Below are 24,830 nucleotides of genomic sequence, written 5' to 3'. Positions count from 1 at the left end.
TCCTTTTATGGTAAAAAGGTATCAGTCACTGTCATTAACATTCATGACTCAGACCTTGGGATCAGGGCCAAAACGATTGTCGCCTTGTGTACCAGGCAGGCAATAGAATACAAGCAGGACAATACCGCCAACGAGTGGTACGAGGGATATCAGTAGCCACCACGCTGAATGATCAGTATCATGTAAACGGCGAAATGATAGCGCCAGATTAGGTAAGAAGGTTAACAAGATGTAAATTGAAAGTAGTGGACCCCACGAAAACCTCGTACCATAAAGCGTATCAGTGAGCGGCTGCCAGTCGAACAATGTAATATCAAGGATCATGATAATGATAGAGATAATCGTTGTTATCAGTGTATACATCCAGTATTCCATGCGGCTTGCGCGACCACTGAATACGGCATAATTCCTGAGTGCTTTAAAATACCAATGCATTTTTCTTTATCCTTATTATTAATAACCCGTTATCGGGAATGTCTCCCGTCAGAGTTACTTTACTTGCCATTTTTCCCCAAGGCGAGGAGTGAAATTCTCGGCTGCCCAGATTCGTTGCGGTTTACCCACATAGCCTGTGGTGCAATATTATAATACCTGATGAAACAGGCATCAGGCTATCCCTGAGGTATCATTTTTTTCATTCATTGCCAGCTATGGCACCGTTTTGTCCAGCGCAGTAAAAAGCGAGAGCAATACTATCGTCATATTAGATTACTGAATATGATTTTGTCAGATATAAGTTAAAAATAATAATGACCCTATTTTTTAGAAGAAAAATAGGGTCATTAATGAATGTGATGTTTCTGATAAGTTATTTTTGAATAAATTTGAAACAGTAAATACAAAATTAATTAACAATAAATTTCTGAGATATTCGTTTATGTATACTGATTCAGTTAACAGAATATCTGACAGTGATTGATTCCTTTTATGGTAAAAAGGTATCAGTCACTGTCATTAACATTCATGACTCAGACCTTGGGATCAGGGCCAAAACGATTGTCGCCTTGTGTACCAGGCAGGCAATAGAATACAAGCAGGACAATACCGCCAACGAGTGGTACGAGGGATATCAGTAGCCACCACGCTGAATGATCAGTATCATGTAAACGGCGAAATGATAGCGCCAGATTAGGTAAGAAGGTTAACAAGATGTAAATTGAAAGTAGTGGACCCCACGAAAACATCGTACCATAAAGCGTATCAGTGAGCGGCTGCCAGTCGAACAATGTAGTATCAAGGATCATGATAATAATAGAGATAATCGTTGTTATCAGTGTATACATCCAGAATTCCATACGACTTGCGCGACCACTGAATCCAATATAATTCCTAAGTACCTTCAAATACCAATTCATTTGTTTTATCCTTATTTTTGATGACCCGTTATCAGGAATTTTCCTGTCAGGGTGATTTTATTTGCCATTTTTGTCCGGACAGTGCGTGAAATGGTTACCTGTCCGGGTACGTTGCGCTTTCTCCATATCATCTGTGATGAAACACAACCATAAAAGCTGATGGGATAAGTAGCAGGCTATCCCTGACGTATCAGCTTTTTCACTATTCGCCAGCTACTCCAGACAGCTACCCCCCGTTTTGTCCAGCGAAGTAAAAAGCGGGGATGACGGATTGACCATATGGCCATGACACTACTCCCCGCTATCACCCATAAGCGAAAACGCTGAAGCATCTGCCAGCGATGATTTAATCTTGCTGTCGCGGCCAGCCAGTCACGATGACAGGCCGTTAAATCCAGCCGTTGTTGCTGGATTTGGTATAAAAGATACGCCTTGCGTTGCTCACGAGTCTGCGGATGACTCATTGCTGTTCACTCTTCAGTAAAGCGCGATCTTTAGCCAGCTCAGTGCGTGTCAGGCGTAAAAACGTCGAACGACGCGCTTTGCGTAGCGTCCATATCGCACATATTAAAGCAGCAAGTAATAACACAGCGGTGGCCGCTATGGCTGCATATAACCGATATGACGGATCGATAACCCAGATAATTAACACTAATAAGCTCATCAGACCGAACATAGTAAATAGCAGTGTCAATCCCAGCATCAGCAACAACTGGAGGACATGGACTTTCTCATCCTCCAGTTCCACGACGGCCAGACGCAAACGTGTTTCCACCATTTCAACCAGTAATGTCAGTATCCGCTGGCCAATAGCGAAAATGCTTTTGTCTGAACCTGGTGTCTGTTGACAATTTCTCATAATTAACGGCGTGTCAACAGAATACCCAATAGCAGCCCGGCGGTTGCGCCAATACCGATGCCTGTCCACGGATTTTCATGGACATATTCGTCGGCGCGAGCTGCCTGTTCACGGGTTTTTTTGAGCAGTGCATCACCCGTTTCACCCAGACGGAGACGCGTCTCTTTCAGTGTGTTTTCCGCTTTGCTACGCAGCTTATCCATTTCTTCTTTCGATTTATCTGTGGAAGTATTCAGCACCTCTTCCAGGGTATCCGCCAGATTTTTCAGCTCTGCACGTAAACTGTCAGTGACGTTATCTTTAGGCATTTTTCTCTCCGCTAATGTAGTTACATTAATGTAATCAGTATGTTGTTAGTCATCATATGACTCAGATTTTTTCAGTTCCTGCTGTGCTTCATTGAGTTTACGCTGATGTTTAGTTATTTCCTGTTGATGTTTAGTCATTTTTTGCTGATGTTCGGCTTTAAGCGCCCCGTGATGACAATGAGCTTTCATTTCGCGTAAGGCAATATTCAGCCCATCAATACGTTTCTGGTTATCATGTTCTTTTGCATACCTGATTTCTCGCTGGATATTCTGCTCTTTTTCCTGACAAGACGAAGTAGCAAAAACAGAGGAACTCAGTGAAGTTAAAATCAGAATTAAAGCAATATGATATTTCATGGATACAACCTTTCATCAGGTGAAAGCAATGGCAGGAAAAATCTGGCTGAGCAATGACATCCCGATAGCTTTTGTGCTCTTAATCATAGCCATGAAAATGAGAAACCACCAGATTGCGTGGTACTACTCAGGATAGAAGGTAATTATCCAGCCTGAGTGACTTTTCCCGCCGAGACTCACCCCATGCTGCCAGTATGTTTTTCATCCTTCAGTAAAGCAAGGATAGCGCCCCATTGCAAGGCGTGATACAGGACTTCTTTGGCGATGATGCTTGTAAAGTAAATATGATTAACCTCAGTCTGATATCAGACGGAAAATCATCGGGTATGCTGGCACTATGAATAAGCCATGCGGGTTCATGCTGTTGCGGCATAAGCCTTATCAGTAACCAGCCCGTCATAGTGCACAGAAAGCCGCTGAGCCGTCATCCTCAATGGCGATCCCGGTATTTTTTCTTCCATAAAACGACTAATGATCCAAGAAAACCAAAAACCAGCAATATAACTGGCAGTAACATCAGGCCAGACATCAGTTGCTCTTCATATTTCTGGAATATCGGGGATATTCCCAGCAGGTAACCCAGCGAAGTTAAAATCAGAACCCATAGCAAGCCGCTTATCCAGTTAAAAAACTGAAAGCGAGCGTTATTCAGCCCGGAAAGCCCGGCAATGGTTGGTAACAGTGTCCTAACAAAGGCAATAAAACGGCCTATCAGTAAGGCGGAGAGACCATGCTTATGGAATAAATTATGCGCTCGCTGGTGATATTGCGATGGCAGATGTGAGAGCCATTTTTGTACAATGCGCGTGTTTCCTAACCAGCGCCCCTGGATGTAACTGAGCCAGCATCCCAGGCTGGCTGATACCGCCAGTAATAGCACAGTTTGTGGAAAACCCATCGCACCTTTGGCAATCAGGACACCTGTGAGGACTAACAAACTATCCCCTGGTAAAAAAGCAGCAGGAAGCAGGCCGTTTTCAAGGAATAAAATACTAAATAATATGAAATATAATGTGCCTAGTACGGCCGGATTGGCGAGGGTTTCATAATCCTGGCTCCACATGGCATTCAATAATTGGGTTAATAGTTCCATTTACGGTTCCTGGTACATCAATTTTTATTAGATTATGGTCTCTATCAATAAGTATTGACCAATCCCTGCTTAGAGTCTGGCCCATTAGGCTATTCTAGCCTTGGGCAGTGCCCGAAATCCTTACGTACCAGGTGTACGCTGCGGTTTCTCCGCGCTGCCCATGTCCAGACTGGCTGCGTCAATAACGCCTGGCGAGCCAGGCGGCTCTTAGAGAGTGTATGAATAAAAAAATTCTCACTTTCAGAATAAAAAATGCTGTTAATTGTAACAAAAAAAATCAATTTTCGGTAAAAGAATTATAGCTTGTTAATCAATGATTTTGCTGTTTATACAGAGCAGTAGCGAGCCTTTTTACACTGGCTGACACTATAGATACTGGCTTACTTAGCGCCTGGCCCATCGGCCTATTTTTCTTGCCATTTTGATCCTGATACGTATGGCTCCTGACTGAAATATGATCGCATTTATCTTGCTGATAACCGCTGATTTTCTGATGCACTCAATGAGAGGCATTATTACTGATAAGTGAAAAAAGTTTACTTATCCGGATAATTGAGCGATAACACGCGCGAATCCTGATATTGCGGAGGGGGCATGGGGCAGACAGAGTTAAATGGCGAACAATTCACTTTAGAGCGGTTTCCGCCTGGTGTACACGAGGAGAGTCTTCAGGCATGGGATGCGGCGGATCAATACCTGCTTAGTCAGGCAGATAATATTGATGGCCTGACATTGATCTTTAATGATAATTTCGGTGCGCTGGCCTGTGCGTTAGCGAAAAAGAACCCGATCAGCATCAGCGATTCCTATATCTCCCAACTGGCAACCGGCCATAATTTACGAATGAATGGGATTGCTGAACAAGATGTGCATTTGCTGGACAGCCTGGAAACATTACCGTCTGCACCAGCGCTGGTACTGATTAAAGTACCGAAACAGTTGGCCCTGCTGGAGCAGCAATTACGTGCCCTGCGTAGCGTAGTCACGGCAAAAACCCGCATTATTGCTGCAGCGAAAGCGCGCGATGTGCACCACTCTACGCTGGCATTATTTGAGCGGATCCTGGGTACAACGACAACTTCTCTGGCATGGAAAAAAGCACGACTCATTTATTGTACATATACTGCGCCTGTACTTGCTGATGCTCCCTTGATGGAACAATGGCAACTGGATGGCACGCCGTGGATAATTCACAATCATGCTAATGTTTTCTCGCGAAGTCGTCTGGATATTGGCGCGCGTTTCTTTCTTGCGCATATACCTCAGGGTATTAAGGGTGAAATAGTGGATCTTGGTTGTGGCAATGGTGTGATAGGGCTGAAGGCACTGGCTCTGAATCCTGATGCCAGGGTGATGTTTACTGATGAATCGTATATGGCGATGGCATCCAGTCGACGAAATGTTGAGGTTAACTTACCGAATGCGATTGAACGCTGTGAATTTATGGTTAATCATGCGCTATCAGGAATAGAAGCCGATAGATTTACCGCTGTTCTCTGCAATCCACCGTTTCATCAGCAACATGCGATTACTGATCATATCGCGATACAGATGTTTAATGATGCGCATCGTAGCCTGCAATATGGTGGTTCATTGTATGTTGTTGGCAATCGCCATCTTGATTATTTTCGTAAACTGAAACGTATATTTCGTAACTGTACAACCGTAGCGGTTAATAATAAATTCGTCATATTGAAAGCAGTAAAAGTGCGTAAACAACATTAACCAACAGGATATATCATATCCATGCCGCCAGCGCGATATGTTAGATCCTATTCCATCAGGCTATTTCTGGCTCTGGACAGTGCTTTGAATCCTCACGTGCTACCTGTACGTGGCGGTTTCTCTGCGCTGTCCGAGTCCAGACTGGCTGCGTCAATAACGCCTGGTGGGCCAGGCGCTTATTTTGTTGGCAGCATGATGATTGCTTAGAATAATTTGAATTTATATTCAATGATGACTTCAGCACCCATAAAGTGGGCACGAATATAATCGCCATCGTTTAATATCGGTGTTTTTCCTTGCATACGATAAGACCAGCCTGGCCCGAACATTGCCCAGACATTCAGATTTTTCAGTGAAGGATGTGTTGGTGTCCAGCGACTGAAGACGTTGATTTCACCCGTGCGTACATGATTACCACGATAGTTAAATTGTGCGATGTTACCGATCAGACCGACAGTCAGGTCTGGCGTCAACTTATAATCGGATATATTCGCAAGAAATAGCTCACCATCGCGCATATAGTCGCTACCAGCGTAGGCCATTGAATTGAAAGTACCTCGCGAATTTTTACTCAGATGACGGGGGAAGAAACCGACTTCATTCGCTTTTTCTGCATCGGTATACCCGATGCCAAACTTGGTACTCCAGTTCTCATCCTGCCATTTTGCATCTATCGTATAATGCCAGGCATTGTTATCAAAATCGCGTTTACTGGCCGTCATTGCTTTATATTCACTCAGAGCATGAGTTGCATAAATTTGTGTGCCAATAGTTAATTGCTGTAATGGTTTTATATGAGTGAATAATAAATGGCGACGAAGATAATTATCACTTTCACCATAGCCATATTGAAGATTTAATATATCGTTTTTCCATTGAGCTTCGCTACTGGTGATATGATTAATATAGTGGCCATCATTAGTCTGAAAACGTTGTTTATCAGGTGAGTTACGTCCCATAGAGCTTTCAACATAAGCACCACGTAGGGTGAACTCATTATAATTGATACCACCACTCCAGCCGAGATAAGTTGTTGGCGACAAGCGAGTAGAATTAGAAAGCGGCCCCAGGCTTTTTATTGTATGCCAGCCCCAGCGAGCATTAAGATCAGCATCGCCGAGCTTATATTTTACTTTAATGTTCCGCTGACCAAGTTTAGAATAGCCAGAGGCGTTGCTTTTTTTATTACCGGTGCCGTCATTGTAAAGTATACCACGAGAATTAAAATAATCACTGGCACCTAATTTTATTGCGCTATAATAAGTAGCATCAATGCCAATAATATCAGAAAAGTAACCAGATTGATAATCTACAGCAACACCCTGTCCCCATGCACTATGAACTGTATTGCGTTCTAATTCATCTTCTTTTAGATATTTCCAGTAGTTCTTTAATGATAGCGTCATATGCGACTGACTAAAAAAAGGGTCAGCAAGTAACGTATCAACAGGATCCGTTGATGATAGACTATCTGCGGACCAGGCGCTAACTGGAAGCGTTAAAAGCATGATAGTAATAATATTGCGTTTCATTATTACTTCCTCGTAAATGAGATGCCAACTCAATGGTTGAGATACCTGTATGGATAATGCTATTTTTCGAGTTTCTGTTTTCCGGCAATAACATATTTCATTGAGCCGATTTCACTGACGGTATATTTACCATTTTTATAGCTGATCTTTACGACAGCTGCGTTTGGCAATGGTTTATTTTTTGCTACATCATCAGTTAAATCAGATATCATGATTTGCATAGCCATGCCAGAAGATATCGCGAGAACATTTTTATCGCCACGCAATTTAGCATTGTCAACAATAGTTTTTAGTGCTGCCTGAGTTCGTTCTTTGACCTGTTGATAATTTTCGGCTATGCCTTTTGGATCAGCGGCAGCCAGTGCGTTCGTCATATCCACGATGGATAAGTTGCCGGCATTCATCTGGCTGTACATCTCTTCAGCATTTTTTAACCCCAGCTTTTCAGCACCTGCTATTACCATATTTTTATTAAAATCGCCTTCAAACCCGCCAAAGAAAACCTCCCGCAGACCCGTTAACTCATTAAGCTTATAATCATTAATCCCGGCCTGCTTCAGAATGACAGCCATCGTTTCCCGCTGCCGGCCGGCATCACTGGAATAAAAATTATCAAACTTAATTCCTTTCAGACCTTCACCAAGACAACGTGCAATATGGACACCGTCCTCAGTAAGCGGAGAATCAACCCAACCCTGAACCCGATCAAACGTATTCAATAACGTTTTACCATGACGGGCAAAATAAATATCAACACTCTGGTTTTCACGAAGCTCTGCGGCTGAACAGGTCGCGGTGCTGGCGAATAGTATGATTGCGGCTAGCCATTTTTTCATTTTTTTCTCGCTTTTTTAAGATCAAAAAAAACCCACGTCAGACACCCAAGTTAAGCATGAATCAGGTCATGCTACTGAGATATACAACGCAGGTTTTGCCTGTATTGAAACAGTCACAATCCAATGTGCTCCGACTTTTTCACGTTGGATGAATAAAAACAAGCGGAATTTATCTTAAGATCAATATTTGTGATCGAACTCATATCATAACAGTAAGTACAGGAATAATAGATGTGACAGATAACGATGATGAGTAAAGAAAATGATGAAATAGTATTGATGTTTTTTTTGACTTTAATCACATAACAGGCAAACAGATACTGGATTATTTGTCTTATAGAGGATAGTTTATTTACATTCTAGGATTGTTACTGGAATACAGGCAAAACCTAAAACACTGTTGCTCAGTAAAATGGCATACAGGGTTTTGGGTTTTTTTGTATCCCAAGAAAAACTTCTGATTGTTGTTCAAGGAGCCATGATGAAAATCAAAATACTTGCTGCCATGATGACTGTGCTGAGTGCATCTGCATATTCTGCGGAAAAACCCCTGAAGATTTTGCTGGTAAATGACGACGGTTGCCAGTCTGTTGGTACTACTTCGTTACAGGATAAACTAACTGCCAAAGGATATGATGTATGGATGGTCGCGCCAGCGCTCAATCAGAGTGGGGTGGGTTCAGCGATTACTTTCAAACCAGGAAAAACATTTGATGTTAAAAAAATCGCCGATAAACGCTATTGTTTCCCTGGTACGCCAGCAGATGCGGTAGATTTTGGTCTGCAGGGCATCCTGAAAGATGCGCCACCGGATCTGGTCATATCCGGCGTCAATGATGGCCCTAATACGGGCATGGCTCAGGTCAATTCTGGTACTGTCAGTGCCGCCGCTCGTGCATTACGCTATGGTTTCCCGGCGATTGCCGCCAGTATAGGCTGCCTTTTCACCGAGGAAGAGATAAAAAACAAATGGCCAAGTACACATAAATATTGGCCAAATGCTGTGGATTACGTGGTAACGGTCGTGGATAAGCTAAATGCCACTCGTCAGCCAGGTGAATTGTTGTTGCCGAAAGGTTCTGGTCTGAGTATTAATTATCCACCACTACCCGCGACCCAAATCAAAGGCATTCATTATATTGAGAATGAACAGTTCCCTGTTCCACAGATTAGTTATGAGTTATTGCCAGATGGTACAGCAAAGCAATCAATGACGGCAGCATCGCTGATGCCATCGACAGGTGATAACGACAGTGGCTGGCTAAATAAAGGCTATATTACCTATACACTGTTTGATGGAACATGGAATGCACCACAGTACCAGGCGCAATATGAAAAACGGCTAGGACATAACCAATAACCGCGAGTTGAACCTTTCTCCGGTTACCCTCGGTCAGGAATGAGAGAGAATACAAAACCTCCTGTCCTGTTGGAAAAGAGAAAGCACCGAAGATATGATTGTTCGGTGCTTTTTATTTCAGCTGAGCCCCCGCTCATTTGCAGGTTACCTGGGCCTTAGCAAACAGCGATACAATTACTCTTTAAAAAACCAATAACCTTGATTAATTAATTGTGTAAGTTCGCTAATAAATGCTGAATTTTGCAAACCTGTCTTGAGTTCATCCTGCCCTAGCGTGGTATAACGGCACAAGGCATCAAGTGCGACCAGATCTGTATTATCCAGTTGTTCACTATGAACAAAGAAGTCATCCCCAATGCGTAGTACCCGCAGACCGCTTAGCCGAACCAGTTTTTCACCACTCTTTAATGCATCAATGATTTCTGCTTCTGTAAAAGGTGGATCTGCTGGGGCGATATCCAGCTCATGACGTGGGGTGGTAATAAAACTACCAAACCACTGTTTAAAATCTTCTGGCTGGCGAATCATATCGATCATCATCGTGCGTAAGCGCTCAAGCTCATACTCTTCGAGCTGAGCGGGATGTTCACGGCAAGTTAAATCCGGGTCGCTGTAGTGACTACCACCGAGATCATTCTCTAATGCATAGTCAGCAAAGCTACTGATCAAATCACGCCCGTTCGGTCCCCGGAAACCGACAGAGTAACTCAATGCTGTTTCAAGGGTAATACCATCATGAGGAAATCCGGGCGGAATATAGAGAATATCGCCAGCGGTCAGTTCTTCATCGATAATGGACGGGAAAGGATCAACATGCAGGAGTGCCGGATGAGGACAGAACTGGCGCATCGGTAACTTATCTCCAACACGCCAGCGACGACGCCCCATTCCCTGAATGATAAAAACATCATATTGATCGATATGAGGACCAACACCACCATCAGGCACGGAGAACGAGATCATCAGATCATCTAAACGCCAGTCAGGAAGAACCCTGAAGGGACGCAGGAGCTCAGCGGAAGGCATATGCCAGTGATTCACCGCTTGTACCAGTAGTGACCAGTTTGTCTCTCCCAGCTGATCAAAATGTTCAAAGGGACCATTACTGGCCTGCCAGCTATCATTCACTTTACTCACCAGACGACTATCGATTTCTGACTCTAAAGCTAAACCCGCCAGTTCGTCTGGCGTGATCGGATCGATGAAATCAGTGAGCGCATTTTTTAAAACGACGGGCTGTTTTTGCCAGTATTTCTCTAAAAACTCGGGCCAATTAATATTGAGTTGATATGCCATAAAATTCACACCAGTCATGTAAAAACGAAATAATTATAGAAGAATAAGTAAATAGTATTTTGTCATGAGTCAATAGTAGCGCTTAACCGACAACCATTGGAAAAAATAATCAATGTTCAAATAGTGTGCATCTGATATGTCTATTGTATTTTAACGCTTGTCATCTCAATAAAACCTTTTATAATGCGCCCCCACTGACCCGGAATAACGGAGCGAATCCACCGGGAATCAGGCAGGGGAAGTGAAAAAAACACTTGACTCTGAAGCGCATGAGAGTATTATATGCGCCCGCTTCATTGAAGTACCGCTCTTTAACAATCAGTCAGACAATCTGTGTGGGCACTCAGGAAGACAGAGCCTGACCGTCGGTGACGGTCAAGCAAATTTAAAAAGTCTCTGAGTGAACACGTAATTCATTTACGAAGTTTAATTCACGAGCGATCAGACCTGAATTGAAGAGTTTGATCATGGCTCAGATTGAACGCTGGCGGCAGGCCTAACACATGCAAGTCGAACGGTAACAGGAAGCAGCTTGCTGCTTTGCTGACGAGTGGCGGACGGGTGAGTAAAGTCTGGGAAACTGCCTGGTGGAGGGGGATAACTACTGGAAACGGTAGCTAATACCGCATAATGTCGGAAGACCAAAGTGGGGGCCATCTTATGGCCTCACGCCACCGGATGTGCCCAGACGGGATTAGCTTGCAGGTGAGGTAATGGCTCACCTGGGCGACGATCCCTAGCTGGTCTGAGAGGATGACCAGCCACACTGGAACTGAGACACGGTCCAGACTCCTGCGGGAGGCAGCAGTGGGGAATATTGCACAATGGGGGAAACCCTGATGCAGCCATGCCGCGTGTATGAAGAAGGCCTTCGGGTTGTAAAGTACTTTCAGCGGTGAGGAAGGATGGAAGTTTAATACACTTTCATTTTGACGTTATCCGCAGAAGAAGCACCGGCAAACTCCGTGCCAGCAGCCGCGGTAATACGGAGGGTGCGAGCGTTAATCGGAATAACTGGGCGTAAAGGGCACGCAGGCGGTGTGTTAAGTCAGATGTGAAATCCCCGGGCTTAACCCGGGAACAGCATTTGAAACTGACAGGCTGGAGTCTCGTAGAGGGGGGTGGAATTCCAGGTGTAGCGGTGAAATGCGTAGAGATCTGGAGGAATACCGGTGGCGAAGGCGGCTGGACGAAGACTGACGCTGAGGTGCGAAAGCGTGGGGAGCAAACAGGATTAGATACCCTGGTAGTCCACGCTGTAAACGATGTCGATTTGGAGGTTGTTCCCGTTGAGGAGTGGCTTTCGAAGCAAACGCGATAAATCGACCGCCTGGGGAGTACGGCCGCAAGGTTAAAACTCAAATGAATTGACGGGGGCCCGCACAAGCGGTGGAGCATGTGGTTTAATTCGATGCAACGCGAAGAACCTTACCTGGTCTTGACATCCACAGAACCTTCCAGAGATGGAGGGGTGCCTTCGGGAGCTGTGAGACAGGTGCTGCATGGCTGTCGTCAGCTCGTGTTGTGAAATGTTGGGTTAAGTCCCGCAACGAGCGCAACCCTTATCCTCTGTTGCCAGCGGTTTGGCCGGGAACTCAGGGGAGACTGCCAGTGAAAAGCTGGAGGAAGGTGGGGATGACGTCAAGTCATCATGGCCCTTACGACCAGGGCTACACACGTGCTACAATGGCGCATACAAAGGGAGGCGAGCCTGCGAGGGTGAGCGGAACTCATAAAGTGCGTCGTAGTCCGGACTGGAGTCTGCAACCCGACTCCACGAAGACGGAATCGCTAGTAATCGTGGATCAGAATGCCACGGTGAATACGTTCCCGGGCCTTGTACACACCGCCCGTCACACCATGGGAGTGGGTTGCAAAAGAAGCAGGTAGTTTAACCGAAAGGGGGGCGCCTGCCACTTTGTGATTCATGACTGGGGTGAAGTCGTAACAAGGTAACCGTAGGGGAACCTGCGGTTGGATCACCTCCTTAAACTGAGGGTTCTGGATTTCTGAAGTGTTCACACAGATTGTCTGACGAGAGATTGAGCAAGGCGTCTTGCGAACGAGACAGAGAGTCCCCTTCGTCTAGAGGCCTAGGACATCGCCCTTTCACGGCGGTAACGGGGGTTCGAATCCCCCAGGGGACGCCACTTGCGGGTTGTGGGTGAAAGGCACAGCCGGACTGTATTTCAGAGATGGCCGGGAGGTCATTTGTGAAATATATTGCTCTTTAACAAACTGGATCAAGCTGAAAATTGAAAGAGGACACACGAAGAAGTGTGTCCGGGTCTCTCAAAGCGAAGCGACCGGAAGAGACATCTTCGGGTTGTGAGGTTAAGTGACTAAGCGTACACGGTGGATGCCCTGGCAGTCAGAGGCGATGAAGGACGTGCAAATCTGCGAAAAGCGCCGGCGAGGTGATATGGGTCTGTGACCCGGCGATGTCCGAATGGGGAAACCCGGTGTGAGTAATCACATCATCGTTAACTGAATTCATAGGTTAACGAGGCGAACCGGGGGAACTGAAACATCTCAGTACCCCGAGGAAAAGAAATCAACCGAGATTCCCCGAGTAGCGGCGAGCGAAAGGGGAGGAGCCCGGAGTCATAATCAGCATGGGTGTTAGTGGAACGGTCTGGAAAGTCCGGCAAAAGAGGGTGACAGCCCCGTACACGAAAGCGCGCATGCTGTGGACTCGAAGAGTAGGGCGGGACACGAGAAATCCTGTCTGAAGAAGGGGGGACCATCCTCCAAGGCTAAATACTCCTGACTGACCGATAGTGAACCAGTACCGTGAGGGAAAGGCGAAAAGAACCCCGGCGAGGGGAGTGAAAGAGAACCTGAAACCGTGTACGTACAAGCAGTGGAAGCCCCACCACTAAGCCAGTGGTGAGATTCCACGAGGCATCCTTTGCTGTAAGGCAGGGCAGGCGGGGCGTGAGCGACGCCCAGCCGCCAAAAGAAGCAGAGGGGGCTTAGTGGTGGGGTGACTGCGTACCTTTTGTATAATGGGTCAGCGACTTGTATTCTGTAGCGAGGTTAACCGAATAGGGGAGCCGCAGGGAAACCGAGTCTTAACTGGGCGACTAGTTGCAGGGTACAGACCCGAAACCCGGTGATCTAGCCATGGGCAGGTTGAAGGTTGGGTAACACTAACTGGAGGACCGAACCGACTGATGTTGAAAAATCAGCGGATGACCTGTGGCTGGGGGTGAAAGGCCAATCAAACCGGGAGATAGCTGGTTCTCCCCGAAAGCTATTTAGGTAGCGCCTCGTGGGTTCATCTCCGGGGTAGAGCACTGTTTCGGCAAGGGGGTCATCCCGACTTACCAACCCGATGCAAACTGCGAATACCGGAGAATGATACCACGGGAGACACACGGCGGGTGCTAACGTTCGTCGTGGAGAGGGAAACAACCCAGACCGCCAGCTAAGGTCCCGAAGTCATGGTTAAGTGGGAAACGAAGTGGGAAGGCTTAGACAGCCAGGATGTTGGCTTAGAAGCAGCCATCATTAAAAGAAAGCGTAATAGCTCACTGGTCGAGTCGGCCTGCGCGGAAGATGTAACGGGGCTAAACCATGCACCGAAGCTGCGGCAGCGGCGCAAGCTGCTGGGTAGGGGAGCGTTCTGTAAGCTGAAGAAGGTGTGCTGAGAGGCATGCTGGAGGTATCAGAAGTGCGAATGCTGACATAAGTAACGATAATGCGGGTGAAAAACCCGCACGCCGGAAGACCAAGGGTTCCTGTCCAACGTTAATCGGGGCAGGGTGAGTCGACCCCTAAGGTGAGGCCGAAAGGCGTAGCTGATGGGAAACGGGTTAATATTCCCGTACTTTATGTTACTGCGAAGGGGGGACGGAGAAGGCTATGTTATCCGGGTGACGGAAGTCCCGGTTTAAGCGTGCAGGTGGGTGTTTCAGGCAAATCCGGAACACCATAACACTGAGGCGTGATGACGAGGCACTGAGGTGCCGAAGTAACAGAAGCCCTGCTTCCAGGAAAAGCCTCTAAGCGACAGGTAACATGAAATCGTACCCGAAACCGACACAGGTGGTCAGGTAGAGCATACCAAGGCGCTTGAGAGAACCCGGGTGAAGGAACTAGGCAAAATGGTGCCGTAACTTCGGGAGAAGGCACGCTGACGCAAGGTGAAGCGCTTAACGCGTGGAGCTGAGGTCAGTCGCAGAGACCAGCTGGCTGCAACTGTTTATTAAAAACACAGCACTGTGCAAACACGTAAGTGGAAGTATACGGTGTGACGCCTGCCCGGTGCCGGAAGGTTAAATGATGCTGTAATCTGAAAGGAGAAGCAGCTGACTGAAGCCCCGGTAAACGGCGGCCGTAACTATAACGGTCCTAAGGTAGCGAAATTCCTTGTCGGGTAAGTTCCGACCTGCACGAATGGCGTAATGATGGCCAGGCTGTCTCCACCCGGGACTCAGTGAAATTGAACTCGCTGTGAAGATGCAGTGTACCCGCGGCAAGACGGAAAGACCCCGTGAACCTTTACTACAGCTTGACACTGAACCTTGAGCCTTGATGTGCAGGATAGGCGGGAGGCGAAGAAGTGTGGACGCCAGTCTGCATGGAGCCGCTGTTGAAATACCGCCCTTTAATGTTTGATGTTCTAACGCGGGCCCCTGAGCGGGGTTGCGGACAGTGTCTGGCGGGTAGTTTGACTGGGGCGGTCTCCTCCCAAAGAGTAACGGAGGAGCACGAAGGTCAGCTAATCCTGGTCGGACATCAGGAGGATAGTGCAATGGCAGAAGCTGGCCTGACTGCGAGCGTGACGGTGCGAGCAGGTGCGAAAGCAGGTCATAGTGATCCGGTGGTTCTGAATGGAAGGGCCATCGCTCAACGGATAAAAGGTACTCCGGGGATAACAGGCTGATACCGCCCAAGAGTTCATATCGACGGCGGTGTTTGGCACCTCGATGTCGGCTCATCACATCCTGGGGCTGAAGCGGGTCCCAAGGGTATGGCTGTTCGCCATTTAAAGTGGTACGCGAGCTGGGTTTAGAACGTCGTGAGACAGTTCGGTCCCTATCTGCCGTGGGCGCTGGATAACTGAGGGGGGCTGCTCCCAGTACGAGAGGACCGGAGTGGACGCATCACTGGTGTACGGGTTGTCATGCCAATGGCACAGCCCGGTAGCTAAATGCGGAAGAGATAAGTGCTGAAAGCATCTAAGCCCGAAACTTGCCCTGAGATGAGTTATCCCTGATATGAAAGTATCCTGAAGGGACGTTGAAGACGACGACGTTGATAGGTCAGGTGTGTAAGCGTGGTGACACGTTGAGCTGACTGATACTAATGACCCGTGAGGCTTAACCTTACAACGCCGAAGGTGTTTTATCGGAAGCGTGGAGCGGAGAGAGAGAGAAAGATTTTCAGCGAGGTCCGGAAGAAGAGCGAGGAAGGATTAGAAAGAATCAGCCTGGCGGTGACAGCGCGGTGGTCCCACCTGACCCCATGCCGAACTCAGAAGTGAAACGCCGAAGCGCCGATGGTAGTGTGGGGACTCCCCATGCGAGAGCAGGGAGCTGCCAGGCTTTAAAACAGCGGAAAGGACCCGGTCGGAAGACCGGGTCTTTTTTGTATGTGTCTTACAGGGGATTATGAGGATTTATTCCCTGCCAGCCAGTGCGGTTAACTGACGGGCAGTGTTATTTATTCTTTCAGGGTAATGATACGGCAGGCAGTTCAGCCAGCGGCCAGCGCGGGCGGACGGTAACAGTGGGGGCGGCGTTAACACCGCTATTCAGGCGTATCATACCGGCATAGGCAATCACATTTCCCATAACACACCAGCTGCAGTTTCTCCGCGCTGTCCGTATCCAGGCTGGCTGCGTCAATAATGCCTGGTGGGCCAGGCGCTAAATCTGCGCGTTAACGATATTATCTGATTTAAAAAAGCCTCTTTTGTATTAATAATATGAAGTGGCAGAAATGATCATGATTTTTTACCAGATTGTATTCAGTTGTATTTTTGTGTGATTGATACATAAGGAATGAGATTTTCCCTGGTGTTTTTATAAAAAAATATCGAGTATTATTATTTTAAATAATGTAATAATGGTAATATTATTAAGTAGTACGATGAGCGATAGATGAAATTACTGGCAAAATGTTATTTTTTACGTCGACCTGTAATTTATCTGCAGGCGCGTTCTACTTTTTTTCTGTTACTATTTTGGCCTGTTATTATCTGGTTTTTTTTCAGAGGATGTCTCTGGGTTGCAGAGATTGTTATGTATCTGACAGGAAAACCTTTAAAAAAATCAGTTATCCTCTATATTCAGAAAGTCATAACACTTGATATGCTTATACATATTTTTGTTAGCTGGATAGCTCTACTGCTTATCTTATTTGTTCTGGCCATAAGTGTTAGCTGGTTACTGCAACGATTAATACCGCATAATGATTAGCTGTTCAACTAACGGATATATTTTTTTGTCACGATGTAACCAGTGTATTTTATTTGCGCAAATCAGTAAATGCGGCACGGATCTCGTTTTCTGGTAAATTTATACCGATAAATACCAGTGTACTGTGAGGGGGAGTCTCACCCCACGGACGATCCCAGTCGGCACTATATAAACGCTGAACCCCCTGAAATAGCAAGCGATTAGGTTCATCAGTAATCCATAATATTCCTTTGTAACGCATAAGTTGATCCGCGAACGAGAGTAACAGATTTTCCATAACCTGCGATATCTCATGGAGATTGACCGGATAGTCCAGCTCGACCACGATGGACGAGACGTCATTATTTTGTTTTTCAGTAATAAAATGGAAACGTGGTTGATGGCTAATGATATTCTCTTCCAGCATGAAGCCACGAGTATTAAATAGCTGGTTTAGATCGATCTCTCCATGCGTGACGGTGTAAACCGGGGCGCGTGCATTGATTCGCGCCAGACGTTCATACAATGATGTATTGTCTGCCGTAATATCAGTTTTGGTGAGCAGTATACGGTCTGCATAACCTATCTGCGATTGAGCAACAGTAAACTTATCCATCTGTGAGTGAGCATGAACGGCATCCACAAGCACAATAACACCATCCAGTAGATAGCGTTCACAAAGGATATCATGGCTAAAAAAAGTCTGAATAATCGGGCCAGGATCAGCCATGCCAGTACACTCAATCACCAGTCGATCAAAGATAATCTCTTGCCGATCATAACTATCGAGTAAATCGAGTAGCGCATTTTCCAGCTCACTGGAACGGGTACAGCAAATACAGCCATTAGTCAATGTTTTGATCTGTGTGGCACGATCGCCAAGAAGTTGATCATCCACTGCGGCTTCGCCAAATTCATTTTCAATGACAGCAATTCTCAATCCATGTTGTTCACTGAGAATATGGTGTAGCAGTGTTGTTTTTCCGGCACCAAGAAAACCGGTCAATAAAGTGACAGCGATGGGGGTCATTTTTTTCTCCTTTAACAGCAACGCATACCACCTTTACCATCACCGCCATAGCGGGATTGCTGACGTTCACGAAAAAATTCTTCATAAGTCATGTAGGGTTTATCTGGATGGTTGGCTTGCATATGGGCAACGTAATTATCGTAATCCGGGATCCCAATTAGCATCTTTGCTGCCTGACCGAGATATTTTTTTGCTTGTCCTAAATTACCAAACATTATGCTATCTCTGATAGAGCAAACCCGACGATGTAATGCTGCCGGGTTTGGTGTTATTTAACAGGGCGAACTTAGCGCCTGGCCCATTTGGCCCTGGGTAGTGTTCGAAATCCTCACGTACGACCTGTACGCTGCGGTTTCTCCGCGCTATCCGTGTCCAGACTGGCTGCGTCGATAACGCCTGCTGAACCTGGCTCTTATGCTTTGTGTTCGCCCGTAAGATCACTTAGTGATGTGAAGAGGTCTTTACTCCTCCTTCCGGTACAGGAACATAGGGTGTTTCTTTATCGGTCCGGACCTTGCTGTTACGCACATTCAACCATGTCTTAAAGCCATAGAAGATGATGCTATAGACCACGAACAGGAACAGAATACTCAACCCTGCATTAGTATAGTTATTTATGACAATATGGTGCATGTTGGTAATCTGTTGTGTCGTTAATTCACTACCGGATGCGATTTTATCTTTATATTGCTGAGCCATAAAGAAGAAACCTTCCATCTGTGGATTACTGCTGAACAGTTTCAGTCCCAGCGCCCAGGTTGTACATAGCAACAACCATACTGCGGGAATAATCGTAACCCAGACGTATTTCGTGCGTTGCATTTTGATCAAGACGACTGTACATAATACCAACGCAACGGCAGCCAGCATCTGGTTAGAGATACCAAACAGCGGCCACAAGCTCTTGACGCCACCCAGTGGATCGACAACGCCCTGGTATAACAGATATCCCCACATTCCGACACAACCCGCAGTACCAATAACAGCAGCGATCAGCGAGTCCGTTTTCTTCAGTAACGGTATGAAGTTACCCAGTAAATCCTGGAGCATAAAGCGACCAGAACGGGTACCTGCATCCAGTGCTGTAAGGATAAAGAGTGCTTCGAACAGGATGCCGAAATGATACCAGAAGCCCATATCCGCGACCGGAATAATCTTATGGAATACGTGTGCGATCCCGACGGCCAGGGTAGGTGCGCCACCCGCACGGTTCAATACGGAGGGTTCCCCGATATCTTTTGCCGTTTGCAGAATCTGATCAGGGGAAATAACAAAGCCCCAGGAACTCACCGTTGCTGCGGCATGTACGGTGACTTCTTTCAGTTGTGAGGCGATCATGGCAGCATTTTCACCCCCCATTTCATGCAGATTTGGCATCACGATACCTAAACCGGCCGGTGGCGTATTCATCGCGAAGTAGAGGCCTGGTTCAATGATAGATGCAGCTACCAGCGCCATTATAGCGACAAAAGACTCCATCAACATCGCACCATAGCCAATAAAACGAGCATCAGTTTCATTGGCCAGCAGCTTGGGTGTCGTACCGGAGGAGATCAAAGCGTGGAAGCCTGATACCGCACCGCAGGCGATGGTGATAAATAAGAACGGAAACAGCGCTCCCTTCCATAGTGGACCAGAACCATCAATATATTGCGTAATAGCGGGCATTTTTAAATCCGGATTGAGGATCACAATGCCTAATGCCAGGCCGACAATAACGCCAATTTTCAGGAAAGTGGCCAGATAGTCACGAGGAGCCAGAATTAACCATACCGGTAGCAAAGCGGAGATAAATGCATAACCGATCAAGGTGAAGGTAATCGTGGTATCTTTAAAGGTTAATGCAGGTCCCCAGTATGGATCGTGAGCGATTACTCCACCGAAATAAATGGCTGCGACCAGTAATACGATCCCAATGACCGAAACTTCACCCACACGTCCCGGGCGAATGTAACGCATATAGATCCCCATAAACAACGCGATGGGCACTGTCGAACAGACAGTAAAAACACCCCACGGGCTTTCAGCCAGCGCTTTTACGACAATCAGAGCCAGAACGGCAAGGATGATGATCATTATCATGAAACAGCCGAATAGGGCGATAGAACCGGGTATGGGCCCCATTTCTTCTTTGATCATTTCTCCCAGCGATGAACCATTACGACGTGAGGAGATGAACAGCACCATAAAGTCCTGGACTGCGCCAGCCAGCACCACACCTGACAATAACCATAACGTACCAGGAAGATAACCCATTTGCGCCGCCAGTACCGGGCCAACCAACGGGCCTGCACCTGCAATAGCCGCAAAGTGGTGGCCGAATAGCACGTAACGGTTAGTCGGCACGTAGTTCAGGCCATCGTTATTAATGACCGCAGGTGTCGCTCGCGTAGGGTCAAGTTGCATCACCTTTTGCGCGATATACAGACTATAGTAGCGGTAAGCCACCAGATAAACAGAGACCGATGCGACGACGATCCACAGCGCACTGATATGTTCACCGCGACGTAGAGCGAGGACGGCGAGACAACATGCCCCGATGATCCCAAGGATTATCCAGGGGATTTGCTTGAGTATCTTTTTCTTATCCATAGTAAAACCTGGTTTTTAGATTATAAATTGGCCGCAACCGTCAAGGTTGCATCAGGATTGAGGAGACCTTGATGACTTTATCACTCACCATTCTGCCAGAGTCAGATATGGACAAAATGAAGTAAATGCGTGAGTGGTTCTATATAAAGATAAGCGGTCATCTGACAGGATAAGTGGTCAGTAAGCGGATAGACTGGAAAGAAAAATATGATTGCGATCACAATATTCTTTCCGGAGTCACGGTGTCTGCCTGGCGATAATAATATTAAACAGAACGCTGATTATCTTTTTTATAAATAAAATCATATCGATAATCGTTCGAACTCAATACTCTTTGCCCGTCACCCGGTGACGGTAACTATCCCAGTTGAAAATAACCCACAGACTATTGCCAAGACGCATACGATCCATCACCCGCTCACCAAGCAGTTTATTCATTTCGTTTATATTGCTATTGGTCAGCATACCGGTCGGGCGTTTTGAAGATGAACGACGATCAACAATCTGATTGATAATCACTTTTTCATAGCGTGATTCTGTCTGCATGCCGATTTCATCGATCACCAGCAGGTCGACGTTGCTTAAATCGTTAAGAAGCTGTTCTTCGCTGGTTTCCCGATGACCGAAAGTATTTTTCATGGCCGACATAATATCGGCGACGGTAATGATAAGCACAGACTTGCCCTGGAGCAGGAGTGCGTTACAGATGGCGGCGGCAAGGTGATTTTTGCCGGTACCAGGCTTACCGGAAAAGATAAAGCTGGCGATATTACCATCGAACTCGTCGACATACTGACGCGCTTTCGATAATGCATTCATCTGACCTTCACTGGTAACCTGATAGTTATCAAACGAACAGTTTTGATGTAATGGACGAATACCAGAACGATTAAAAGTCCGTTGCATTTTCATTGCACGATTTTCACGCGCAAGTGCGGCGGATCGCAACTGGCCTTGCTCTTTTTGCCAGGCGAGCCACTCTTCGCTGGTTTTGAAGGCGGGCGTGATATTTTCCGGCATCATTTTCTGCAGACGTTTTATCAGATTAGTTATATTTTCCATACTTATCCTCTGAAACCTTGCGGGATCTGGCTATCTGGTTCGCTGATACTGTTGACGTCACGTTGTTGTGAGCCTCCATGACTGGCCCGACTGATCTGAACACTGCGAGCCAGCTTTTGCTGCCACTGCACGTGATGAAAAACTTTGCCTTCTGCCTGCCAGTAAGCGACAAACGCTGCTCGCTCTGCAGGAGTAACCGGATAAGTGAGCGCTATGCCCCAAATGGCAGCCAGGTGCTGGAAATCAGCATCAGGTTGCCAGTCCGCATACATGGCGAATTTACCCGCAGGCGTCGTAGCGGGTGCATTGATTGGATCGTCAAAAAATTGTCTGTCGAGCGTAATATCGCTACAAGGACGAGCCAGTTTCTCTTCCAGCGCCAGCAGTTGCGCCAGACGTTCCGCCGTGAGTGCATAAAATACTGGGTTATTGTTAGCAAAAACGGCTACTGTGCCATTGGTTGCTTTGGCCAGAACGGAAGCATGATCCTGAATGAAGTCATCCAGACTGCTGAAATTGGTCGTTAATACTTGCGAGGACATAATACAATCTTAACCCTGAGCAACAATAGATAAGGAGGATCGTACACATAGTAGCATAGCCAGCGACTCGCAAGGAGTGGTGCTTATACCCGTGGACGTTTACGATACAACCAGAGCCCTGGAATAGAAAGCCCGATAGAAAGTGCACAAACGATAGACGTCGCTTTAAGGAAATTACTGAGTAGCATGATCATCAATGTTTCTGAGTAGCCAAAGTGGCTGATTTTAACCGCTGAGATCATCGCGGTATAAGCAGAAATACCGGGAAACATCGGGATGACTGCAGCGACAGTAAAAATCTTCGGGTGTGCCAGATACCAGCGAGACCACTGGATCCCAATGCAACCCACCAGCAAGGAGGCGAGAAAAGTCGCCCACTCAATGTTAAATCCGGCTGTCATCATCGCCATGCGCGATCCATGACCGATAGCGCCCAGTAGCGCACACCAGCGTAACGCACGCGGCGGGACGTTAAATACCATAGCAAAGCCAGTTGCAGGAATGGCTGATAGCAGCATATCCTGAAACAATGCCTGTAAAAAGGAAATTATGCCCATCCGCGTAATCCCCAGATCGTCATGGCCATAACGACACCAATACATGTTGCGAGCGTCAACAGACTGGCAATGGCCCAGCGAGCCAGACCGGTATTAATATGCCCTTTAAACATATCGGCAACGGCATTAATTAATGGGAAACCCGGTACTAATAGCAAGACACTGGCCGCCATAGAAACGGTTGATGTACTAGAAAATACCGGTATACGCAGCATCATACCGGAAAGCGTGGTAGCAACAAATGCCGTAATACAGAAATTGATCTGCGGATGCATTGAACGATGGCTCAAAATCTGGCGAACATACATGGCGACACTACTGGCGCAGAGGGTAACCAACGCGCCATCCCAGCCGCCATTATTGAGTTTACAGAAGCAGGCACAAGAGAGGCCAACCGCAGGAACCAGCAGCCAGCGTGGATAACGTAACGGTTTGATCTGGGCAAAACGCTTTTGCACATCTTTATAATCGAGCAGTTTATGTTCGGTCATAATGACAATATGCTGTATTTCGACGACAACATGCATATTAATACCGCGATCGTTGCTCTCACGCGTTGAGGTCAGACACTCATCACCTTTGATTGTTGTCAGGATAATGGCATTTGAGGTAATGGCACTTTCGACGCGATCCATCCCTAATGCGCATCCCAGCCGACGAGGGAGTTCTTCTACCAGGGCACTTTCTGCACCGTGCTGTAATAAAAAAATCCCACATTGAATGCATAATCGTGTAATGGCGTGTTGCTCTGCTTGATGGGTATGCATAGAAACCTGTTTGTTGTTATTTTTTCCGTCGTTACTTTACTCTGTATTCCTCTTTTTTCCGAGGAAATAAGTGTCTGTAGTGGACAAAAATTTCTTAATTATTAGCTGGCTGAATGATATCCTGTTATTGTATAACTGCCGGTTTATATATCAATAAGCATGCCATATTGCGCAATCTGTTTTTTACTATTTCTAATAATTAATTTAATGAGATTTAATTTAAAATCTATTATTGTTGATGTTAATATTAATTATTATAGTGATATTACACTCATCTTCTGTCAGAACGATGTTCTGTTCTTCAGAACATAATTTAGTACAAGATGGAGTGGCAAACTGAGTGGTTCATTTGATAATCTGGAAGACGAGTTGATTGGGGATTATGGTGACTCATTGATACATACCAGATTGAGAATCTTCTACAGGAAGCGGGGGATTTATGTTATCGGGATACGGCAAGCACGGTATTATTATCAGTAAAACGCAGATTATGCAGTTGGGTTTAAAAGAAATTGTTAAGGAGTATCTTCCTGGCTATGATTTTAGTTTCTCTTGCTCGCAGGAAGCACTCACCCTGCTTCAGTTACGTCGGGCGACATTAGTCATTGCTGATTTGTCAGGTGAAACCGGGAAATTATATAGCATTTATCAGGCCTGTTATTGTCTGATGGAGCAGTATAAAGATATCCACTGGATTTATCTGATCGACGGTTCCTGTGATACTCAGGCGAAGGATCTTTTGACCTGTGCGAATAGTATATTACTCTCGGTGAATGAACCGGCGATGAAACTTGGCACAGCTATCCGTACCCGCTTTTCGCCAGCGGAAAGCGTCAGTCAGATTAGTAAAATCGAAAATATTCGGGGAAATGAGCGGGTGTTAACATTACCTGAACGCAAGGTTTTACGACTTCTGGCAAAAGGCTGGAGCATTAATCAGATCGCTTCATTACTGCTGAAGAGCAATAAAACGATCAGCGCACAAAAAAATAGTGCTTTGCGCCGTTTATCCTTACGCAGTAATGCAGAAATGTATGCCTGGATGAACAGCGATCAAGGCATGAAAGAGTTGAATATCAATGTATCATGGAGCGGAAAACAACGCTGGGAAAATAACGATTAAGCCGCAAACCAATAGATAGAAATTAATGT

20 protein-coding genes, 1 tRNA gene, 3 rRNA genes and 1 pseudogene are annotated in these 24,830 nt (G+C 46.3%); 7 read left to right on the top strand and 18 right to left on the bottom strand.

The window, feature by feature from the left end:
• Window positions 1–48: 48 nt before the first annotated feature.
• The 7 genes from PT300_00715 to yqjA form a co-directional block, all read right to left on the bottom strand.
• Window positions 49–435, bottom strand: coding sequence for a DUF805 domain-containing protein (locus PT300_00715; GenBank protein MDF7679218.1), 387 nt, complete (start codon window positions 433–435; stop codon window positions 49–51).
• Between the two features lie 533 nt (window positions 436–968).
• A complete protein-coding gene (locus PT300_00710) occupies window positions 969–1,355 on the bottom strand; it encodes a DUF805 domain-containing protein (GenBank protein ID MDF7679217.1) in 387 nt (128 codons plus the stop codon).
• A 176-nt stretch (window positions 1,356–1,531) separates the two neighbouring features.
• Complete coding sequence (locus tag PT300_00705) at window positions 1,532–1,819, bottom strand: YqjK-like family protein (protein ID MDF7679216.1); 288 nt, start codon at window positions 1,817–1,819, stop codon at window positions 1,532–1,534.
• Window positions 1,816–2,214 (bottom strand): phage holin family protein, encoded by a 399-nt coding sequence (locus tag PT300_00700; protein ID MDF7679215.1) that lies wholly within the window; start codon window positions 2,212–2,214, stop codon window positions 1,816–1,818. The genes PT300_00705 and PT300_00700 overlap by 4 nt, the downstream gene beginning before the upstream one ends.
• A 2-nt stretch (window positions 2,215–2,216) precedes the next feature.
• Window positions 2,217–2,522: a YqjD family protein gene (locus PT300_00695; GenBank protein MDF7679214.1), complete on the bottom strand. Its 306-nt coding sequence runs from the start codon at window positions 2,520–2,522 to the stop codon at window positions 2,217–2,219.
• Window positions 2,523–2,567: 45 nt separating this feature from the next.
• A complete protein-coding gene (locus tag PT300_00690) occupies window positions 2,568–2,879 on the bottom strand; it encodes a DUF1090 domain-containing protein (protein MDF7679213.1) in 312 nt (103 codons plus the stop codon).
• A 430-nt stretch (window positions 2,880–3,309) separates the two neighbouring features.
• On the bottom strand, window positions 3,310–3,972 hold the full coding sequence (gene yqjA / locus PT300_00685) for a DedA family general envelope maintenance protein YqjA (GenBank protein MDF7679212.1): 663 nt from the start codon (window positions 3,970–3,972) through the stop codon (window positions 3,310–3,312).
• Window positions 3,973–4,566: 594 nt separating this feature from the next.
• Here yqjA and rlmG point away from each other — a divergent pair.
• On the top strand, window positions 4,567–5,697 hold the full coding sequence (rlmG, locus tag PT300_00680; protein MDF7679211.1) for a 23S rRNA (guanine(1835)-N(2))-methyltransferase RlmG: 1,131 nt from the start codon (window positions 4,567–4,569) through the stop codon (window positions 5,695–5,697).
• Between the two features lie 203 nt (window positions 5,698–5,900).
• On the opposite strand, the gene PT300_00675 is transcribed toward rlmG, so the two are convergent.
• Together PT300_00675 and PT300_00670 are read right to left on the bottom strand one after the other, a co-directional pair.
• The gene (locus PT300_00675; GenBank protein MDF7679210.1) at window positions 5,901–7,229 is read right to left on the bottom strand and encodes an OprD family outer membrane porin; all 1,329 of its coding nucleotides are present in this window, start codon (window positions 7,227–7,229) and stop codon (window positions 5,901–5,903) included.
• Between the two features lie 59 nt (window positions 7,230–7,288).
• Complete coding sequence (locus PT300_00670; protein MDF7679209.1) at window positions 7,289–8,065, bottom strand: phosphoglycerate mutase family protein; 777 nt, start codon at window positions 8,063–8,065, stop codon at window positions 7,289–7,291.
• Between the two features lie 481 nt (window positions 8,066–8,546).
• Here PT300_00670 and surE point away from each other — a divergent pair, with 481 nt between their 5' ends.
• Complete coding sequence (surE, locus tag PT300_00665) at window positions 8,547–9,425, top strand: 5'/3'-nucleotidase SurE (protein MDF7679208.1); 879 nt, start codon at window positions 8,547–8,549, stop codon at window positions 9,423–9,425.
• A 174-nt stretch (window positions 9,426–9,599) separates the two neighbouring features.
• Here surE and PT300_00660 read toward each other — a convergent pair whose 3' ends face one another.
• Complete coding sequence (locus PT300_00660) at window positions 9,600–10,721, bottom strand: cupin domain-containing protein (protein MDF7679207.1); 1,122 nt, start codon at window positions 10,719–10,721, stop codon at window positions 9,600–9,602.
• A 449-nt stretch (window positions 10,722–11,170) separates the two neighbouring features.
• Between PT300_00660 and PT300_00655 the strand changes: the two genes are divergently transcribed.
• The 4 genes from PT300_00655 (at window position 11,171) to rrf (ending at window position 16,273) form a co-directional block, all read left to right on the top strand.
• A 16S ribosomal RNA gene (locus tag PT300_00655) occupies window positions 11,171–12,711 on the top strand.
• A gap of 84 nt (window positions 12,712–12,795) precedes the next feature.
• A tRNA-Glu gene (locus tag PT300_00650) sits at window positions 12,796–12,871 on the top strand.
• 182 nt (window positions 12,872–13,053) lie between these two features.
• Window positions 13,054–16,056 (top strand): 23S ribosomal RNA (locus tag PT300_00645).
• A 101-nt stretch (window positions 16,057–16,157) separates the two neighbouring features.
• Window positions 16,158–16,273, top strand: a 5S ribosomal RNA gene (gene rrf / locus PT300_00640).
• The 16S, 23S and 5S rRNA genes sit together here with 1 tRNA gene alongside, the layout of an rRNA operon.
• A 126-nt stretch (window positions 16,274–16,399) precedes the next feature.
• Here rrf and PT300_00635 read toward each other — a convergent pair.
• The 8 genes and pseudogenes from PT300_00635 to PT300_00600 all read right to left on the bottom strand — a co-directional run bounded on the left by PT300_00635 (window position 16,400) and on the right by PT300_00600 (window position 23,678).
• Window positions 16,400–16,519, bottom strand: a pseudogene (locus tag PT300_00635) (tRNA (adenosine(37)-N6)-threonylcarbamoyltransferase complex transferase subunit TsaD).
• 679 nt (window positions 16,520–17,198) lie between these two features.
• Window positions 17,199–18,158: a GTPase gene (gene yjiA, locus PT300_00630; GenBank protein MDF7679206.1), complete on the bottom strand. Its 960-nt coding sequence runs from the start codon at window positions 18,156–18,158 to the stop codon at window positions 17,199–17,201.
• 11 nt (window positions 18,159–18,169) lie between these two features.
• Complete coding sequence (locus PT300_00625) at window positions 18,170–18,373, bottom strand: YbdD/YjiX family protein (protein ID MDF7679205.1); 204 nt, start codon at window positions 18,371–18,373, stop codon at window positions 18,170–18,172.
• Between the two features lie 226 nt (window positions 18,374–18,599).
• Window positions 18,600–20,750, bottom strand: coding sequence for a carbon starvation CstA family protein (locus PT300_00620; GenBank protein MDF7679204.1), 2,151 nt, complete (start codon window positions 20,748–20,750; stop codon window positions 18,600–18,602).
• A 324-nt stretch (window positions 20,751–21,074) separates the two neighbouring features.
• The gene (dnaC, locus tag PT300_00615; protein ID MDF7679203.1) at window positions 21,075–21,812 is read right to left on the bottom strand and encodes a DNA replication protein DnaC; all 738 of its coding nucleotides are present in this window, start codon (window positions 21,810–21,812) and stop codon (window positions 21,075–21,077) included.
• Between the two features lie 2 nt (window positions 21,813–21,814).
• Window positions 21,815–22,354, bottom strand: coding sequence for a primosomal protein DnaT (gene dnaT / locus PT300_00610; protein MDF7679202.1), 540 nt, complete (start codon window positions 22,352–22,354; stop codon window positions 21,815–21,817).
• Window positions 22,355–22,437: 83 nt separating this feature from the next.
• Entirely contained in the window at window positions 22,438–22,911 is a 474-nt protein-coding gene (locus PT300_00605; GenBank protein MDF7679201.1) for a threonine/serine exporter, read from the bottom strand.
• Complete coding sequence (locus PT300_00600; protein ID MDF7679200.1) at window positions 22,902–23,678, bottom strand: threonine/serine exporter ThrE family protein; 777 nt, start codon at window positions 23,676–23,678, stop codon at window positions 22,902–22,904. The genes PT300_00605 and PT300_00600 overlap by 10 nt, the downstream gene beginning before the upstream one ends.
• Window positions 23,679–24,117: 439 nt before the next feature.
• Here PT300_00600 and PT300_00595 point away from each other — a divergent pair, with 439 nt between their 5' ends.
• Window positions 24,118–24,801, top strand: a complete 684-nt coding sequence (locus tag PT300_00595) for a LuxR C-terminal-related transcriptional regulator (GenBank protein MDF7679199.1) — start codon at window positions 24,118–24,120, stop codon at window positions 24,799–24,801.
• The last annotated feature ends 29 nt before the right edge of the window (window positions 24,802–24,830 follow it).

Source organism: Enterobacteriaceae bacterium ESL0689, assembly GCA_029433525.1.
Classification (GTDB): domain Bacteria; phylum Pseudomonadota; class Gammaproteobacteria; order Enterobacterales; family Enterobacteriaceae; genus JAQTIF01.
The sequence above is the reverse complement of the archived record's forward strand: the minus strand, read 5'-3'. Positions and strand labels throughout refer to the sequence as shown.